The sequence below is a fragment of the Dyadobacter sp. UC 10 genome, from assembly GCF_008369915.1.
GTDB lineage: Bacteria > Bacteroidota > Bacteroidia > Cytophagales > Spirosomataceae > Dyadobacter.
This window is the reverse complement of sequence record NZ_VSRN01000001.1, coordinates 3,978,462-3,995,709: the sequence shown is the minus strand read 5'-3', so window position 1 is coordinate 3,995,709 and position 17,248 is coordinate 3,978,462. Positions and strand designations below refer to the sequence as shown.

General features: G+C 45.9%; 13 protein-coding genes. 9 read left to right on the top strand and 4 right to left on the bottom strand.

Annotated features, from left to right (window positions below; translation table 11 throughout):
• Position 1: 1 nt before the first annotated feature.
• Entirely contained in the window at positions 2-1,864 is a 1,863-nt protein-coding gene (locus FXO21_RS16610) for a M1 family metallopeptidase (RefSeq protein ID WP_149641126.1), read from the bottom strand.
• 301 nt (positions 1,865-2,165) lie between these two features.
• On the opposite strand from FXO21_RS16610, the gene FXO21_RS16605 reads away from it, so the two are divergent.
• On the top strand, positions 2,166-2,330 hold the full coding sequence (locus FXO21_RS16605; protein WP_149641125.1) for a DUF1328 family protein: 165 nt from the start codon (positions 2,166-2,168) through the stop codon (positions 2,328-2,330).
• 73 nt (positions 2,331-2,403) lie between these two features.
• On the opposite strand, the gene guaA is transcribed toward FXO21_RS16605, so the two are convergent.
• Entirely contained in the window at positions 2,404-3,933 is a 1,530-nt protein-coding gene (gene guaA / locus FXO21_RS16600) for a glutamine-hydrolyzing GMP synthase (protein WP_149641124.1), read from the bottom strand.
• Between the two features lie 289 nt (positions 3,934-4,222).
• On the opposite strand from guaA, the gene FXO21_RS16595 reads away from it, so the two are divergent.
• Positions 4,223-6,676 (top strand): TonB-dependent receptor domain-containing protein, encoded by a 2,454-nt coding sequence (locus FXO21_RS16595; RefSeq protein WP_149641123.1) that lies wholly within the window; start codon positions 4,223-4,225, stop codon positions 6,674-6,676.
• Positions 6,677-6,795: 119 nt separating this feature from the next.
• Here the strand turns inward: FXO21_RS16595 and FXO21_RS16590 are convergent, their stop codons facing one another.
• Complete coding sequence (locus FXO21_RS16590; protein ID WP_149641122.1) at positions 6,796-7,986, bottom strand: phosphoglycerate kinase; 1,191 nt, start codon at positions 7,984-7,986, stop codon at positions 6,796-6,798.
• Positions 7,987-8,210: 224 nt separating this feature from the next.
• Between FXO21_RS16590 and FXO21_RS16585 the strand changes: the two genes are divergently transcribed.
• Entirely contained in the window at positions 8,211-9,977 is a 1,767-nt protein-coding gene (locus FXO21_RS16585; RefSeq protein WP_225865717.1) for a VRR-NUC domain-containing protein, read from the top strand.
• On the opposite strand, the gene FXO21_RS16580 is transcribed toward FXO21_RS16585, so the two are convergent.
• Positions 9,964-10,764, bottom strand: coding sequence for an endonuclease/exonuclease/phosphatase family protein (locus FXO21_RS16580; RefSeq protein ID WP_149641121.1), 801 nt, complete (start codon positions 10,762-10,764; stop codon positions 9,964-9,966). The genes FXO21_RS16585 and FXO21_RS16580 overlap by 14 nt on opposite strands.
• 112 nt (positions 10,765-10,876) lie before the next feature.
• Between FXO21_RS16580 and FXO21_RS16575 the strand changes: the two genes are divergently transcribed.
• The 6 genes from FXO21_RS16575 (at position 10,877) to FXO21_RS16550 (ending at position 17,205) form a co-directional block, all read left to right on the top strand.
• A complete protein-coding gene (locus FXO21_RS16575; RefSeq protein WP_149641120.1) occupies positions 10,877-12,199 on the top strand; it encodes a M16 family metallopeptidase in 1,323 nt (440 codons plus the stop codon).
• Between the two features lie 39 nt (positions 12,200-12,238).
• Positions 12,239-13,615, top strand: a complete 1,377-nt coding sequence (locus FXO21_RS16570; protein ID WP_149641119.1) for a M16 family metallopeptidase — start codon at positions 12,239-12,241, stop codon at positions 13,613-13,615.
• Between the two features lie 79 nt (positions 13,616-13,694).
• Positions 13,695-14,549 (top strand): sugar phosphate isomerase/epimerase family protein, encoded by an 855-nt coding sequence (locus FXO21_RS16565; RefSeq protein WP_149641118.1) that lies wholly within the window; start codon positions 13,695-13,697, stop codon positions 14,547-14,549.
• A gap of 167 nt (positions 14,550-14,716) precedes the next feature.
• On the top strand, positions 14,717-15,673 hold the full coding sequence (locus tag FXO21_RS16560; protein WP_149641117.1) for an isopenicillin N synthase family dioxygenase: 957 nt from the start codon (positions 14,717-14,719) through the stop codon (positions 15,671-15,673).
• Positions 15,674-15,731: 58 nt separating this feature from the next.
• On the top strand, positions 15,732-16,874 hold the full coding sequence (gene chrA, locus FXO21_RS16555; RefSeq protein WP_149641116.1) for a chromate efflux transporter: 1,143 nt from the start codon (positions 15,732-15,734) through the stop codon (positions 16,872-16,874).
• A 61-nt stretch (positions 16,875-16,935) separates the two neighbouring features.
• Positions 16,936-17,205, top strand: a complete 270-nt coding sequence (locus FXO21_RS16550; protein WP_149641115.1) for a UPF0175 family protein — start codon at positions 16,936-16,938, stop codon at positions 17,203-17,205.
• Positions 17,206-17,248: the final 43 nt, after the last annotated feature.

Genomic DNA, 17,248 nt, shown 5'->3' with positions numbered 1-17,248 from the left:
TTTATTTGGCCGGGCCTCCTTTGAAACGCGGAGATCCGGTAGGTAGCGAAGGGTAGATATTATTATCGGGATTAATGTCCGCCATTCTCTGGCTCGGGTCGATCACGATCAGTGAAATGTCTCCAAGGTTTCGATCGATAGAAAAGTTATACTCGGGATAAGTCCAGCCCCAGTCTGTCAGTAACGTAGTTTTCGAATACAATTTCTCCATTTTCTCGCCCCGCATGATTTCCAGCGGAATGTAAAAGTGTTCCTGGGTACCATCTTTGTAAACCGCCACTACGTCCAGCGGCATTGGCATTTGGCCGATCCGTTCGATCACCACATCAGTTTTCGCCCCATTCGAAACCACTTCCTTGATTCCATAGTCGATGGTTTTGGTAGTACCGACAAAATCTTCCAGGTACCAGTCCAGTTCGAGCCCCGACTCTTTTTCCATGATCCGTTTCAGGTCGTTGGGATTGGGGTGTTTGAATTTCCATTCGTTGAAATAACGTTTCATACCGCTCGCCAGCTTATCCTGTCCGATAATGTAACCCAGCTGGTTCAGGAAAACGGCCCCTTTGGAATAGGCCCCCACAGAATACGCGCGGTTGCTATTATAGTGATCGGAATGTGTAGTCAAAGGTTCTTCCAGGCCGGATTTCGCCAAACTGCGGTAGCTGGCAGTGCTAGCCCGCTGCGCGTCGTTTTTTGAAGGAAAAAGATCCGCCATCACGAGGTTTTCGGCGTAGGTCGTGAAACCTTCATCCATCCAAGCATATTTCGATTCATTGGTACCCAAAATCATTTGGAACCAGCTGTGGATAGATTCATGAACAGTTACTCCCACCAGCCCCGACAGGCGCTGGCGACCCAGGATTAAAGTACCCATCGGATATTCCATTCCACCGTCCCCGCCCTGGATCACTGAATATTGCTTGTAAGGATACCTGCCAAATTTCTCATTCATAATCTGAAAACAACGCACGGCCATCGGCTGCATATCTTTCCAGTTCCTAATGATGCTATCATTTTCAGGCTGATAAAAAAAGTGGAGATCCAGATTTTCGTCCAGTTTCACCACATCATGCTTGTAATTTCGGTCCGCTGCCCACATAAAATCGTGGACTTCGGGTGCTATGAAATGCCAGGTCAGCTTTTCGCCGGACTTATGGTTTACTACTTTTTCTGTATATCCGTGTCCGATTTTGTCCGGATTTTGCAAATAACCCGTCGCGGCAATCGTATAGGCCGCATCCATTTTGATCTTCACATCGAAATCACCCCAAATACCATAAAATTCCCTGGCAATGTAAGGATTGGCATGCCAGCCTTCGTAATCATATTCAGACATTTTGGGATACCATTGCGCCATCGAATAGTCGATTCCCTCCTTGTTATTACGGCCTGTACGGCGGATCTGGACAGGTACCTGCGCTTCGAATTCCATTTCAAATGTGTGCTGTGTTTTAGGAAGAATTTTTTCCGTCAAAGTAACTTCAAGAATCGTCCCTACGACTTCGTATTTAACAGCCTTACCATTGTGTTTTAACGAAAGCACCTTTTCATAACCGATTTCGGTCGGCGATAATTTGGAGATCCTGTCCTTCACGCGCGCATCGGGGTCGGCAATTGTCCGGGAACGGACATCCATCTGGCTTCCCGGCTGAAATGCATTGAGATACAGATGATAAAAAACCTTGTGGAGGGTATCCGGTGAATTGTTGCTGTATGTAAGCTTTTGAGTTCCCTTGTACTGGTGTTTGGCGGCGTCAAAATCAATTTCCATCTGATATTTGACGCGCTGTTGCCAACGGTCGCTTTGTGCTGAAACCTTCGAAATAACAGCTATTGAAAGCAGCAGCAATACATTAAATTTCATTAGGTCTGTGATAATAGTTATGATGCAAAATAAAGGATTTGTGAGATCAAGGAGAATTTTCAACCGTAACCCCTAAACCAGATGTAAAACAAATAATCCGGCCTTATATTGAGTGAGCAGCAGGAAACAAGGCCATTTTTTCACCTTTATTGGGCATGATTCTCCCCAAAAAATAGCAAAAATGAAATTCAAAAAGCAAGATACAGCTGCCTGAAGGCAATTTTCGGCTTACTGGCTTTTGGCACATAATTGGTAATTAGCTGAGTATAAAAGTTATTTAAAACTTAACACTTTGTCAATTATGCTTAGATGGACCGTAATATTTCTGATCGTTGCTATTATAGCCGGTATTCTTGGATTCGGCGGAATAGCTGCAGGTGCTGCCGGAATTGCTAAAATTCTCTTCTTCGTATTCCTTGTACTTTTTGTATTAAGCTTATTAAGCCGCGGAGTCGGGCGATCCTGACGCCGGTTTGAGAATATGATTTGACATAACAAAATAAGAAAAGCGGTTTTAGACCGCTTTTCTTATTTATAAGCTATTCCCATTCAATAGTAGCCGGCGGCTTTGACGAAATATCATAGACGACCCGGTTAACTCCTTTTACACGATTAATAATATCATTCGAAACCTCCGCAAGGAATTCGTAAGGTAAATGTGCCCAATCAGCGGTCATACCGTCGATCGAAGTTACTGCGCGAAGTGCGACTACGCTTTCGTAGGTTCTTTCATCCCCCATTACACCTACACTTTGCACAGGCAGAAGCATCGCGCCGGCCTGCCAAACATCCTTGTAAAGATCCCACTTCCGAAGTCCTCCGATAAAAATAGCGTCGACTTCCTGAAGTATTGCCACTTTTTCAGGTGTAATCTCTCCGAGAATACGGATTGCAAGCCCAGGGCCCGGGAACGGGTGACGGCCAAGAATTTTTTCATCAATACCTAATGTACGGCCCACTGCCCTCACTTCGTCTTTGAACAAAGTATTCAGCGGCTCAACCACCTTCAATTTCATAAAATCAGGTAGTCCGCCCACATTGTGGTGCGATTTGATAGTCGCCGAAGGGCCTTTGATAGAAACCGATTCGATGACGTCGGGATAAATGGTACCCTGGCCCAACCACTTCACATCCTCGATCAAATGTGCTTCCTGATCGAAAATATCAATAAACGATTTTCCGATCGCCTTTCGTTTGGATTCGGGCTCCGATAAACCTGAAAGCGATTGATAAAAGTGCGATTTCGAGTCTACACCTTTGATATTCAACCCCATATCCTGATAAGAGTGCAGTACTTCGGCGAACTCGTCTTTTCTTAGCAACCCGTTATCAACGAAAATACAATACAAATTTGCACCGATTGCCTGGTGTACAAGCGTGGCCGCAACGGTGGAGTCAACCCCACCCGAAAGCGCCATAACAACTTTATCATTGCCAAGCTTTTTACGGAGCTGGCTTACAGTCTGTTCCACAAAAGACTCCGAGGTCCAGTCCTGTTTGCAGCCGCAAATTTTGGTTACAAAATTGTACATCAGCTTCTTACCTTCCGTAGTATGTGTTACTTCCGGGTGAAACTGGATGCCGTATGTAAGTTCGTCTTCGATCTTAAACGCGGCCACTTTAACCGATTCGGTAGAAGCGATCACATGGAAATTTTCAGGTGCGCGGACGATGGTATCGCCGTGTGACATCCAAACCTGCGAAGATTCGGACAAACCGGCCAGCAAAGAAGAATCGTTATCGTCAATTTCGAGCCGGGCACGACCGTATTCCCGGTGTTGCGAAGGCTTCACATCGCCGCCAAGTTCCTGCGCAAGCATTTGCGCGCCGTAACAAACACCTAAAACCGGAACAATTTTGCGAAACTGGTTAAGATCTATTCTTGGAGAATCTGCGTCCCGAACGGAACAAGGGCTTCCGGAGAGAATGACACCTTTGATATTTGGAGTTAGATCGGGGTAATTGTTGAATGGGTGGATTTCACAATAAACATTTAGCTCACGAACACGTCGCGCGATTAACTGAGTATACTGTGAACCAAAATCTAAAATCAGAATTTGTTCAGTCATATATATATGCTATCTAAAATGTAAAGGTAGACAGATTGACCGAAATCAAAAAACCTGCACCGACTAGAGTCGCTCGTCTCCTCGATCTTGCCACTCAAACTTTTTTTCGAGCACAATGCAACATTGTTTACTCCTTTTGTATCTATAAGCCGGTAAGCAGGCACACATTATCCGCTCATATAACATAAAAACCACTTGTGTAATCTAAGGTTCTATGTTATACCAAGTACTTACATTTGCAATGTACTGAATCTATCACCCCTGTACATTGAACATAATTTTATTAGCCATGAAGTTTTTATTAAACCTAACTGTAGCGTTGCTGCTTACTGGAAGTTTTGCGTTCGCCCAAAACACGGAACCGGCTCCGGGCCAGGGAAAAGTCTCCGGGTCCATTCTTGACGAAAAATCACAGGCATTTCCATTTGTGAATGTGTTGCTGCTGAAAGCCAAAGACTCCACACTTGTGAAGGGCCTGGCAGCCGACGAAAATGGCAAGTTCCTGTTCGATCAGGTCGCGACCGGCAAATATCTGGCACTTGTTTCCATGGTTGGTTACCAAAAGAATTACAGCAGGATATTTACGGTAGACAACAATGTGGTCGCTCTGCCCGTCTTCAATCTGAAAACAGAAACACAGGCACTGAATGAAGTAACTGTTGTGGCAAAAAAACCATTTATCGAGCAGGAGATTGATCGCACGGTTGTGAATGTGGAAAACAGCATTGTTTCCGCCGGTGCCACTGCACTTGAAGTGTTGGAAAGGGCTCCGGGCGTGACGGTAGACCAGCAAAATGAGCAATTAAAATTACGGGGAAAAGAAGGCGTGATCGTGCAGATTGACGGAAAACAGACCTTTTTATCCCAACAGGAACTCATCACACTTTTACGCAATACGCCCAGCGACAATATTGAAAAGATTGAACTGATCACCAACCCTTCGGCGAAATACGATGCCGCTGGAAACTCGGGGATCATCAACATCAAAATGAAGCGCAACAAGAATTACGGAACAAATGGAAATATCAATCTGGGAGGGGCGTGGGCACGTTACGGAAGAGGAAATGCGACGGCGACCGTCAACCACAGAGCCGGAAAAGTAAGCTCATTCATCAGCGGAGGCGCATTTTTAAACAAAGGGTTCAATAATAACGACATTTACAGAACCATTCCTTTTGAAGACAAAGTAACGATTTTCGACCAGCGCACCGAGCGTATAAACAAGTCACAATACTATAACGTGCGTGCTGGAGTCGATTATTTTGCAACAGACAAAACCACGGTTGGGGTGCTGGTTTCCGGATTTTACAATGAGTTCAGTAATCCTTTCGGACAAACCAATACCCGAATTCTGAACGAGGACCTGAGTTTGCAACGCACGTTCCGTACCAAGGTTTACAATGGCGGCAAGATGAACAATATCAGCACTAACCTCAACCTCAAACACCAGTTCAATGACAAAGGCAAAGAGCTGACATTTGATGTAGATTACGTGCGGTATGGAGGCAAAAAGAGCAGTAACCTCGACACCAAATATTATCTCCCCAGCGGTCAGCAGGACGGAAGCCCCGAAACAGTTCGCAACAATATGCCTTCGGACATCGATATCGCAGTAGCGAAACTGGATTACGCACAGCCGCTCTGGAAAGGTAAATTTGAAACCGGATTGAAATCCAGCTTTGTGGCTTCCGATAATGATATGGTTTTCGAAACCAAAGCCGACGACTGGGTACTCGACCCTACCCGCTCCAACCGTTTCAAATACACGGAGAATGTGAATGCGGCTTATGTGAATTACAATGGAAGTCTTACAAAAAAGTTGAAATACCAGCTGGGTCTTCGCGGTGAACACACGCATTCGATAGGTAATTCGGTGACTTTAAATCAGAAGCGCGACAGAAACTATATCAACTTTTTCCCAAGCGTGTTTTTGTCTAACCAGCTCGATACCAACAATGTGCTGAACCTATCGTACAGCCGCCGGATCGACCGTCCAAATTACCAGTCACTTAATCCGTTCGAATTTTATCTCGATCCATATACTTTCCAGAGAGGAAATCCAAACCTTAAACCACAGTATACCAACTCGTTCCAGCTTGTTCACGTTTACAAAAATTTCCTGAATACAACGATCGCTTACAGCCGGATCAAGGATATGATCGCCGACGAACTGCCACAGCAAATTGCTTCGGAAAATAAAACTTTTGTAACGTCAGACAACCTTGACAACCAGGATAATGTCAGTCTTACGATATCCTTTCCGATAAAGGTCGCGAAATGGTGGAATGTGCAGACAAATTTCACAGGGGTATACAACCATTACAATTCAGTATATCTGGAAGAGAAGCTGGAAATCAAGCAGGCATCCTGGAATATGTATGCAGCCAACCAGTTTACTATCTCAAAAACCTGGTCAGGCGAGATTTCGGGCTGGTACAACAGCCGCGCTTTTTACGGACTGTATCAGGCTAAACCGATGGGAATGATAAATGCCGGATTGCAAAAGAACATCTGGAATAAAAAAGGAACAATTCGTTTGAACGTCAACGATATATTCTGGACAAACAGGTTCCGCGGAAGAGCAGTGTATAAGGATATTGATTTCTTCGTGAAATCACAGTGGCCGAGCCGCCAGTTCAGGCTCACATTCACCTACAATTTTGGCAATCAAAATGTGAAAGGTGCCCGCCAGCGAAATACCGGATCTGACGATCTGCAAAAACGCGCTAACGGCGGAAGTTAGGTAGGAATCCCGGTCTAAGGGCCTGTATTCATAAATTAGTTAGGTTTGTTATGTAGAAAATCCATCCCGCGCTTTGCGGGATGGATTTCTTTTTTAAACCAAAACTATAAATCGAGATATTATTCTTCCAATGCAGCCACACCCGGAAGTACCTTACCCTCCATATACTCAAGCAAAGCGCCGCCGCCCGTAGAAACGTAGCTTACACGGTCGCCATAACCTGCATTATTAATCGCGGAAGCAGAATCGCCGCCGCCAATCAGGGAAAATGCATCGTTTTCTTCTGTTACCGCTACTACTGCTTCTGCAATCGCATTGGTACCTTGTGCAAAGTTCGGGAATTCAAAAACGCCCATTGGACCATTCCAAAGTACGGTTTTTGAGTTTTTAATGATCTCCGCAAATATCTTGGCTGTTTCAGGACCAATATCCAGACCTTCCCAATCGTCTGGAATCTCGCCAGCCGGTACTACTTTACGCTCTGCATCATTTGCAAATTTATCAGCAATTACCGAGTCAACAGGAAGGATCAGGTTCACACCTTTATCCTTGGCTTTCTGAACCAGTTCAAGTGTCAAATCTTGCTTATCTGCTTCTAAAAGCGACTTTCCGATGCTACCGCCCTGCGCCTTTGAGAATGTGTAAGACATTCCGCCGCCGATGATCAGATTATCCACTTTGTCTATCAGACGTTCGATGATCAGGATTTTATCAGAAATTTTCGCGCCGCCCATAATCGCGGTAAAAGGTCTTTCTGAATGTTCCAGCAACCTTTCTGCATTATCCAGCTCAGCCTGCATGACGTAACCGCAAACTTTATCTTTAAAAAACTTGCCGATCACGGCGGTGGAAGCGTGCGCACGGTGGGCAGTTCCGAATGCGTCCATTACCCAAACATCGCCTAGCTTTGAGAGCTTTTCAGCGAATTCTTCATTACCTTTTTCTTCTTCTTTATAAAAACGAAGGTTTTCAAGCAGAAGCACTTCTCCTGGTTGCAACGCGGCCGACAGTTCAGTTGCGCTTTCACCAATACAATCGTCAGCAAACTTCACAGTTTTGCCAAGTATCAGTGACAGCGGGTTTACCAAATGTTTAAGAGAATACTTTTCTGTGGGCCCATCTTTGGGGCGGCCCAGGTGCGACATCAAAATAACGGCACCTCCGTCGTTGAGAATCTTACTGATTGTGGGAATTGTAGCACGGATACGGGTATCGTCCGTGATTTCAAATTTGTCATTGAGGGGGACGTTAAAATCCACGCGGACCAGGGCCTTTTTCCCTGAGAAATCATAAGAATCTAATGTAGTCATGGGCAGTAAAAATTGTTTTCCATAGATAACAAATGTAATCCAATTTCTTAATTATATACCATATTAATCAGAAATGACAAGATTTAAAATAGGTATAATCCAATTTTAGCACTCAATTTTTCTAAAACCGGCATACTTAACAAAATTTTAATTCAGACTCATCTTTTGAAATCTTGCCGTAACTTTATACTTCCATTGAATTAGAAAATCCCGCTTAGATAGTCGTGCCTTCGGATCAAATTGCAGAGAATAACGGGCTTCATACAAGGTTAGAAACCGGGTCTCCAACCGGGTCTCCAACCGGGTTCCCAACCGACCTCCCACCGAAATATTACCATGAATATTTCAGCTATGTGCTGGAATTTGTAAGGAAGCGGTACTCCCATATTCTGACGGAAAAAGAGCTGGGTTTTCTGGAAACGTATGACCGGCTTTCCGAGGATGCTCAATGCCTTTTTATCCGTTTCAGTAACCGCAGCAAGTCTTTTTTCCGGGTTAACAGCCTCTCCTATTCCGAGATTTCCGACCTGCCCGCTGTACTCGAAGAGCTACATGAAAATGGATTTATAGAATCACTTTGCGACTCGCACGAAGCGCGTTTCAGCGAGATCATGGAGCTTTTTACCAAACCGGAACACCTGCTTTTTACCAAGATCCTGGGCCCGGATATCATGCCTGCCAAAAGCATTAAAAAGCCGGATCTGGTCCGCTGGCTGATGCACGAGTACGATTTCAAAACGCTGTGCGAAATCATTACCGAAACCGAGCCGGTGGTTAAGGTAACTTTCGAGGCGGAGGTGATGCTGATGAAGTTCCTGTTTTTCGGGAACCGGCACGCCGATATGACCGAATTTGTGATCCGCGACCTCGGCCACGTGCGGTTTCAGTCTTTCGATGAACAGTTTTTATCCATTCAGTTTGAAACCAGAAAGGAAGTCGATGATACTCTGACGGTTTCATTGATGAAAGAAACTTTTGATGTGATCAAAAACGAGCTGCCGCCAGAGGAAATCTACGACTGGTTTATGAACTGGTACGCAGGAAACGGCACCGGGCTCGCGCCAAAAGCATTACCTTCTTTCAATTCTCTGATTTTGAGAATAGGCGCCTGGCTGGAACGCAAAAAAATGCTCTCTCAGGCACTGGTTATTTACCAGCTTACCAACGATGCACCGGCCCGCGAGCGGCGTGTGCGACTGCTGAACAATCTGGGTGAGATCGAAGAGGCCCTGGCACTGTGCGAGGAGATCGCAGAAAACCCGCAGAATGCAGATGAACGCTATTTCAGTCTGGATTTTCAGGAAAGGATTAAGAATAAAAAGCGTAAGCTGGTCAAGCGGACTACCCAGGCTTTGAAGGATGCCGAGGCGATCGAAGTACCGATCTCGTTCCGGTTCCAGGTTGAATATGGTGCGCTGGAATATTACCGCGCGCTGGGCTACGAGGCTTTTTTTAGTGAAAATGAACCCTGGCGTGCCTTGTTCGGGCTGCTTTTCTGGGATATTATTTATGATACCAATGTGCAGACGATCCATAATCCGCTGCAACGCATTCCGTCCGACTTCTTTTTACCTGATTTTTACTACAAAAGATCAGCGCAATTGAAGGAGAGATTGGAAGCCGCCAGTTCGCGTGAGATTATCGACGAACTGGTTACCCAGACTTTTAATGATAAATACGGCATTACCAATGTGCTGGTACCCTGGTACGACGGCGCGCTGCACAAAGTTCTGACACTTACTTCCTTGTTATCGCCTGAGAAAATCCGCGCAGTGATGATGGAAATCGCATTGAACCTGCGCGAAAATACCCGCGGTTTTCCCGACCTGCTGGTCTGGAACGAAACGGATTATGCATTTATCGAAATCAAATCCCCAACCGATCACCTTTCTTCGCGGCAGCTGCATTGGCAACACTTTTTCAAAGAGCATGACGTTTCCAGCCGCATTGTGCGGGTGAACTGGATCAAGGACGAAGTTATTTCAGGATAAAATCTGCTACGACGGGCAAATGGTCGGAAGCATATTTCTCGTCGATCACCCGGGTATTCGAAGCTTTTAGTTTGTCGGATTTGAACATAATGAAGTCGATCGTTTTGTTCGGCTTTTCCACCGGGATTGTAAATCCGCATTCTGAACACGTTCTTTTAAAATGCTTGTCAAGATAGGCAATCACTTTGCTGTCTGGCACGGCATTGAAATCTCCGGCCAAAATCATCGGCAATTCTATTTTACCAAATTTTTCAATGATCGTCTCGGCCTGCAATACGCGGTTAGGTTCTTTCAACCCCAAGTGCGTGCTGGCGAAGATTACCTTCCGGTTATTCGGCAATGTAACTGTAACCGCAGCCACGGTCCGGTCCTCCTCCTTCATATCTGCGTGGATCGGCAATACATACTTTACTGAATCTGTGATCGGGAATTTTGACAACACAGCCACACCGTAATCGCCTCCTCCGTGGTCAATCGCTTTGGAAAAATAGAATTTCATGCCTGTCAGCGCGGCGATTTGCTGCGCCTGGTTCTTTCCTTTTCCTGATCTTTCCGTATTTACATCCACTTCCTGCAATGCGACAAAATCAGGTTTTTCCGCATTGATCACTTTGGCTATTGCTTCAATATCAATCTTATTTCCGGCAGAAGGCGGATTGGCGTGGTGGATATTGTAGGTCATTACCTTGAAACGCTGGTCTTTGAGTATTTCGGAATACTTCTTGGAAAAACCGGCGAGGGTAGCAAATCCTACCAGAATGAGCAGGACACGGAGCGCATTTTTCATAAAAATCTGATGGTTTAGGATTATTCAATCGCCAAAAATAAGCGTTTAGATTTTTTCCACGCGTGCTTTTTAATTTTGATTATCATTACGAAATCATTAACCACCCATTTTTATGAGGCTAAAATTTATTCTGCTGTGCCTGGTCATAATGGCAAGGCTGACTTGCACATTTGCCCAGACTAAGCCGGAGGATGTAAAAACATTTGCATTAGACAACGGAATGAAGTTTCTCGTGCTCGAAGACCATTCCATTCCCAATGCCAATATGTACATTTTCTGGAAAGTAGGCTCGCGCAACGAGGTGCACGGGATCACCGGACTTTCACACTTTTTCGAGCACATGATGTTCAATGGTTCCAAGAATTTCGGACCGAAAGAATTTGACCGTTTTATGGAAGCAAACGGCGGTTCCAACAATGCATACACAACCGAAAATGTGACTGTTTACACCGACTGGTTTCAGAAAGATGCATTGGAACCAATCTTCAAACTGGAATCGGACCGCATTGCGAACTTGTCAATCGACCCAAAAATGGTAGAAAGCGAGCGCGGCGTGGTGCTTTCCGAGCGCAGTACCGGGCTGGAAAACAGCAATTACCGGCTCCTGGGCGAGCTGGTCCAGTCCGTTGCGTTCCAGGAGCATCCTTATATGTTTCCGGTGATCGGGTTTGAATCCGATATTAAGAGCTGGACGCAGGAAGATCTGGAAAACTATTTCAAGACATACTATTCACCTAACAATGCAACGGTAGTAATAGTCGGGGATATTACTTTGGAACAGGTCAGGAAAATGGCAGACCAATACATGGCACCGATTCCTGCACGCGGGTTGCCGCCGAAAATCAGAACGATCGAACCGCCGCAAAATGGCGAGAGAAGGGTTACTACCTACAAGGATATTGCCACGCCAAATATTTTAATGGCCTACCACGTGCCTGAGACCAAGCACGCGGATTATTACGCGCTCGACCTGTTAAGCAGTCTGCTGACTTCCGGAAATTCGTCCCGGCTAACCAAATCGCTCGTCATGGATTCCACCCTGGCGACCAATGTTTCCAGTTTCACGGATCAAAGTTTTGACCCGAGCCTGTTTGTGATCTATGCCATCGCAGGCACCCATGTAACTGCGCCGGATCTGGAAAAAGCGATTGACAATCAGATCAATAGGGTGATTAAAGACGGCGTAAAGGAAGAGGAACTTCAAAAAGTGAAAAATCAGAAGCTGATGGAATTTTACCGGACATTGGAAACGATCAATGGAAAAGCAAATAGCCTCGGTAGTTACGACGTGTTTTTCGGAGATTATAAAAAAATGTTCGAAGCACCGGAACTGTATAAAAAAGTGACCGTGGAGGATATCAAGCGGGTTGCAGGCAAATATTTCACGGATCGTAACCGGACCGTGGGGTATCTTTTGCCAGAAAAATCAAAATAATCCGCCACTTCAACTCTTTTCACTGCTAACTTCTGAAATATGAAAAAGATACTATTTGTGTTTCTGGCCCTGATCACGCTGTCGGCCCAGGCGCAAAACACTTTCAAAATGCCGGCTTTCGAGCAATTCAAGCTCAAAAACGGACTTACCGTTTACCTGATGGAGCAGCATGAAGTACCGCTGATCAACGTTTCGGCGGTATTCGATGCAGGCTCGATCAACGATGGCGACCGATTCGGATTGGCCAGCATGACGGCAGATGCACTGCTTTTTGGGACCAAAAAGTACACGAAACCGCAAATCGAGGAAATGACCGATTTCGTGGGGGCGACGATCAACACCTATGCGGGCAAAGATATGGCGGGTATTACTTCTTCGTTTGCGGTGAAAGATCAGGAAAAGCTGTTTGACATTATCCAGCAGGTGTTAATGCACCCGGTTTTTGATCAGACTGAATTTGACAAACACAAGCAGCGTACCATTCAGCAGCTGGTGAGGCAAAAAGAAAGTCCGCGCGCGGTGATCGGGAGTTACATGAATGCATTCATGTTCAACAACTTTCCCTATGCAACCCCGGGAGAAGGAATACCTTCGACCATTGAAAAGCTGACAGCCGCCGACGTGAAAGCATTTTACGAAAGCAATTATACTTCCGGCCGCGGTGCCATTGCGATTGTGGGAGATTTCAAAGCAGCGGATATGAAGAAAAAAGTGACTGCACTTTTCGGTACCTGGAAAACAGCGCCTTACCGGATGGTAAAACGCGTGGCGCCTGACCTGGATTTTGAAAAAAGCCGCTTACTGCTGGTTGACAAGCCTGATGCCAGGGAAACTACGTTTTCAATCGGGGGCAAAGGAGTTGATTTCAATTCACCTGATTATGTGCCTGTGATGGTCGTCAATACGATCCTGGGCGGGCGGTTTACATCCTGGCTGAATGATGCATTGCGCGTCAATTCGGGACTTACTTATGGTGCAAGAAGCGCTTTTATCCGCTATAAATATGCCGGAACATTCTCTATCAGCACTTTTACAAAAAATTCCACAACAGTACCTGCGATCGATATGGCATTACAGGTGCTTGACAGTCTGCACAAAACCGGAATCAATGATGAAATCCTGAAATCGGCCAAAGCATACGTGAAAGGCAGTTTTCCACCTGCATTTGAATCGGCCGGGGCATTGGCGCGGCTGCTGACGGATATGCATATTTATAATTTCGACGAAAGCTATATCAATACATTCCAATCCAAAGTAGACGGGCTGACTACCGCTAGGGCGAAAGAAATTATTGACACTTATTTTCCCAAAGACAAGCTGCAATTCGTGCTGATCGGAAAAGCCAGCGAGATACGCGATCAGGTGAAAAAATATGGAGATATTACGGAAAAGCAGATTAAGGCGGATGGGTTTTAGGCGGAAGGCGCAGCTAAGTAGGTTTAGCGAGCTATTTTGCTTTTGACAGGAAACAGAATTTTAAACTATAAATCGACAAATGAAGCAAATCATCAGAATTGTGTGTCTGCTCGCGGCCACATTGACTTACCAGCAAAGCATCGCGCAAAGCAAGCCGGTGTATACAAATCCGATCGGATTGCAGGCTTATACATTCCGCGGAAGCTGGGGAAAGGGTATTGAAGCTACGTTAGACACGATCAAGTCGCTGGGTGTCACCGAAATGGAAGGCGGGCCAATCCAGGGGATGACCACCGAAGAATTGCGCAAGCAACTTGACAAGCGTGGCATTAAAATGGTTTCTATCGGTGCCGATTACAAAAAATTGGCAGAAAGCGCGGAGCAAACGATCAAAGACGCGAAAATCCTGGGTGCCAGGTACGTAATGGTAGCCTGGATTCCTCACACTGGAAAATTTGATCTTGAAACAGTTAAAAAAGCAGCTGCTGATTTTAACAAAGCTGGCAAAGCATTGAAAGAAGCCGGTATCGAACTGACTTACCATAACCACGGCTATGAATTCGAGCCTTACGAAGACGGTACATTGTTTGATTATTTAGTCAAAAACACCAATCCTGAATACGTAAACTTTGAAATGGACCTGCTGTGGACCGCATTCCCAGGCCAGGACCCTGCTGCATTACTGCTGAAATACCCGACCCGCTGGAAGTTAATGCACCTGAAAGACCTGAAAAAGGGCGTAGTTGGCAACCTCTCGGGAGGTACCCCGACAACAAATGACGTCGCATTAGGCACAGGCTCCATCGACATTGCCGCCGCATTAAAAGCCGCCAAAAAAGTAGGCGTAAAGCACTATTTCATCGAAGACGAGAGTCCATCTTATTTAAAGCAGATCCCTCAGACTATCGCTTATATTAAGGGCTTGAAGGAATAGGAAAAGGGTGGATGGAGGAAGGGACGATGGAGGAAAGGAGGAAGGGGACGATGGAGGAAGGAGGAAGTAAAATTTTCTGTTTCCTTTTCGTCCCTTCCCTCCTTCCTCCTTACTCCTTTCCTCCCTTTTCTCCCCATTCTTTCCTACTTTGCGCAAAAAATAAAAACATGGAACCTGCGCTGCTGAATAGTGTCCCTTCGCTGGACCTGGCCGATTTTACTTCCGGCAATATTGAACAAAAAGACCAATTTGTGGCCGAATTGGGCGATGCATTTACCAACATAGGTTTTGTAGCCATCAAAAACCACGGCCTGAGCGACGACTTGCGGGAGAAATTGTATGCTTCTGTACAGGAATTCTTCGCCCAGCCCGACGAGGTGAAAAGAAAATATGAATTCCCGAACCTCTTTGGGCAGCGAGGTTACATCAGTAAAGGAAAAGAAACCGCAAAAGGGTTTAAGGTAGCTGATTTAAAGGAGTTTTATCACATCGGGCAGCCTGAACCGATCGGCAATATGCCTTCCAATGTATTCCCGGACGGCTTTCCTGATTTTGAAAAATACACCCTGGAAGTTTATAAAACCTTTGAGCAAACGGGTAAAATACTGCTTCGCTCGATTGCGATTTACCTGCATTTGCCCGAGGATTATTTTGAAGACAAAGTAAAAAACGGCGATAGTTTGCTCCGCGCGCTACATTATTTCCCGATACCTAATCCTGAGCTCGTACCCGAAGGTGCTGTGCGGGCAGCTGCACATGGGGATATTAATCTGATTACATTGTTAATGGGCGCCAGTGCAGAGGGCCTGGAAGTGTTGCGCAGGGATGGACAATGGATCGCGATCACTGCATTACCTGACCAGATCGTTGTAAATGTCGGCGACATGCTCGACAGGCTGACCAACCACAAACTCAAATCTACCATTCACCGAGTGGTGAACCCGCCGCGTGAAAAAATGGGTACCTCGCGGTATTCAATACCATTCTTTATGCATCCGCGGGCGGATATGGATCTTACCAGTCTGGAAAGTTGCGTTACGGCGGAAAACCCTAAATTGTACACTAATATGACGGCCGGGGAGTTCCTGGACGAGCGTTTAAGGGAGTTGGGATTAAAAAAATAACTTAAGTACGCCATTGGCCGTTCCTCCGATTCGCCGGTTCAGATACATCATTTACCTGATGGATATCCTCTTGTTGTCGCTGACGGCATTCGGCGGACCGCAGGTACACCTGATGATGATGATCGAAAGGCTTGTCCGGAAGCGCCGTTACATTACCGAGGAGGAATTACTTGAATTACAGGCACTTTGCCAAATACTGCCCGGCCCGAGTTCTACGCAAACGGTGACTGCCATCGGCCTTAAAATTGGCGGTCAGCCGCTGGCTTATCTGACACTCATTGTCTGGTCGATTCCAGCGATGGTACTGATGACGGTCGCCGCGATCGGTATTCACTATCTGGAATCCAAATCCATTTCGCTCGATTTCACCAAGTTTGTAGGCCCGATGGCGGTGGCATTCCTGATGTACGGAGCATCTTCCATTGCCAGAAGAGTGATCCATAACACGCAGGGATGGACTTTTCTGATCATTTCTACCATTCTCGCCTACCTCTACCCTTCTCCCTACATGACGCCGGTGCTGATCGTGTTGGGTGGCGTTGCGGCTTCTCTGAATTTCAAGAAGCATGAAAAAATGGACAAAGCCCCGATCCGGGTGAAATGGCGGCCTATTATATTCTGGATCTCTGTGCTGGTGGCAGCCGCAATTGTGGGTAAGGTTACCAACTCACTACCTGTGAGGCTTTTTGAGAACTTTTACCGGAACGGCAGTCTCGTATTTGGTGGCGGGCAGGTTTTGATCCCTATACTTTACAATGAGTTTGTGGAGTTTAAGCATTACCTGACCGACCAGGAATTCCTTGCGGGTATGGCCCTCACACAGGTAGTGCCCGGACCTGTATTTTCGATTGCCACATTTGTAGGAAGCGTGTCGCTGCAAACGCACGGGATATTCGGGCAGATCGTGGGTGGTTTTGTAGCTACCGCGGGGATATTCCTGCCCGGGACTTTCTTCATTTTCTTCGCATACCCCTTCTGGGACCAGTTGAAAAAATATCGGGGGATCCGCGCCTCGCTCGAAGGCATCCACGCTGCCAGCTGCGGACTTACGATCGCAGCGGCCATTTTGCTATTTCAACCGATGATGACCGACCGGCAACCGCTTTTTACAGTTATTGTCACGATGCTCGTGCTCACATTTACCAAAACCCCCTCCTATCTGATTATCATAGTCGGGCTGGTGCTGGGGCTGGTGACGTAGCAATAGGTTACAGAGAGAATTGCAAAGGTTGTGTATATTTACCTAGACTTCATTACTAAACTTGACAGGCAGGTATATGCTTTTAGAACTGAATGACAATGTAATTAGTAGCACAGGACTCAATGAGGATGAATTGAGGATCGAGCTGGCTGCGCGTCTGTACGAAGATGAAAAAATAACCGTAGCTCAGGGAGGTACCATGACCGGTCTGGGGCGTATCAAGTTTCAGCAGGAGTTGGGAAAGCGTAGAATTGTGTGCCATTATGATGTTCCAGATCTACATGCTGATCTGGAAACACTAAATACATTATTTCGTGATCGTCGTAATTGACCAAATTGTCTTTTATCATTAAACCTTCATTAAACTTATTTAA

Coding starts and splice junctions, on each gene's coding strand:
- FXO21_RS16565 (WP_149641118.1), top strand. CDS start 13,695: ATGAAGCAAATCATCAGAATTGTGTGTCTGCTCGCGGCCACATTGACT.
- FXO21_RS16570 (WP_149641119.1), top strand. CDS start 12,239: ATGAAAAAGATACTATTTGTGTTTCTGGCCCTGATCACGCTGTCGGCC.
- chrA (WP_149641116.1), top strand. CDS start 15,732: ATGGATATCCTCTTGTTGTCGCTGACGGCATTCGGCGGACCGCAGGTA.
- FXO21_RS16595 (WP_149641123.1), top strand. CDS start 4,223: ATGAAGTTTTTATTAAACCTAACTGTAGCGTTGCTGCTTACTGGAAGT.
- guaA (WP_149641124.1), bottom strand. CDS start 3,933: ATGACTGAACAAATTCTGATTTTAGATTTTGGTTCACAGTATACTCAG.
- FXO21_RS16580 (WP_149641121.1), bottom strand. CDS start 10,764: ATGAAAAATGCGCTCCGTGTCCTGCTCATTCTGGTAGGATTTGCTACC.
- FXO21_RS16610 (WP_149641126.1), bottom strand. CDS start 1,864: ATGAAATTTAATGTATTGCTGCTGCTTTCAATAGCTGTTATTTCGAAG.
- FXO21_RS16605 (WP_149641125.1), top strand. CDS start 2,166: ATGCTTAGATGGACCGTAATATTTCTGATCGTTGCTATTATAGCCGGT.
- FXO21_RS16590 (WP_149641122.1), bottom strand. CDS start 7,986: ATGACTACATTAGATTCTTATGATTTCTCAGGGAAAAAGGCCCTGGTC.
- FXO21_RS16575 (WP_149641120.1), top strand. CDS start 10,877: ATGAGGCTAAAATTTATTCTGCTGTGCCTGGTCATAATGGCAAGGCTG.
- FXO21_RS16560 (WP_149641117.1), top strand. CDS start 14,717: ATGGAACCTGCGCTGCTGAATAGTGTCCCTTCGCTGGACCTGGCCGAT.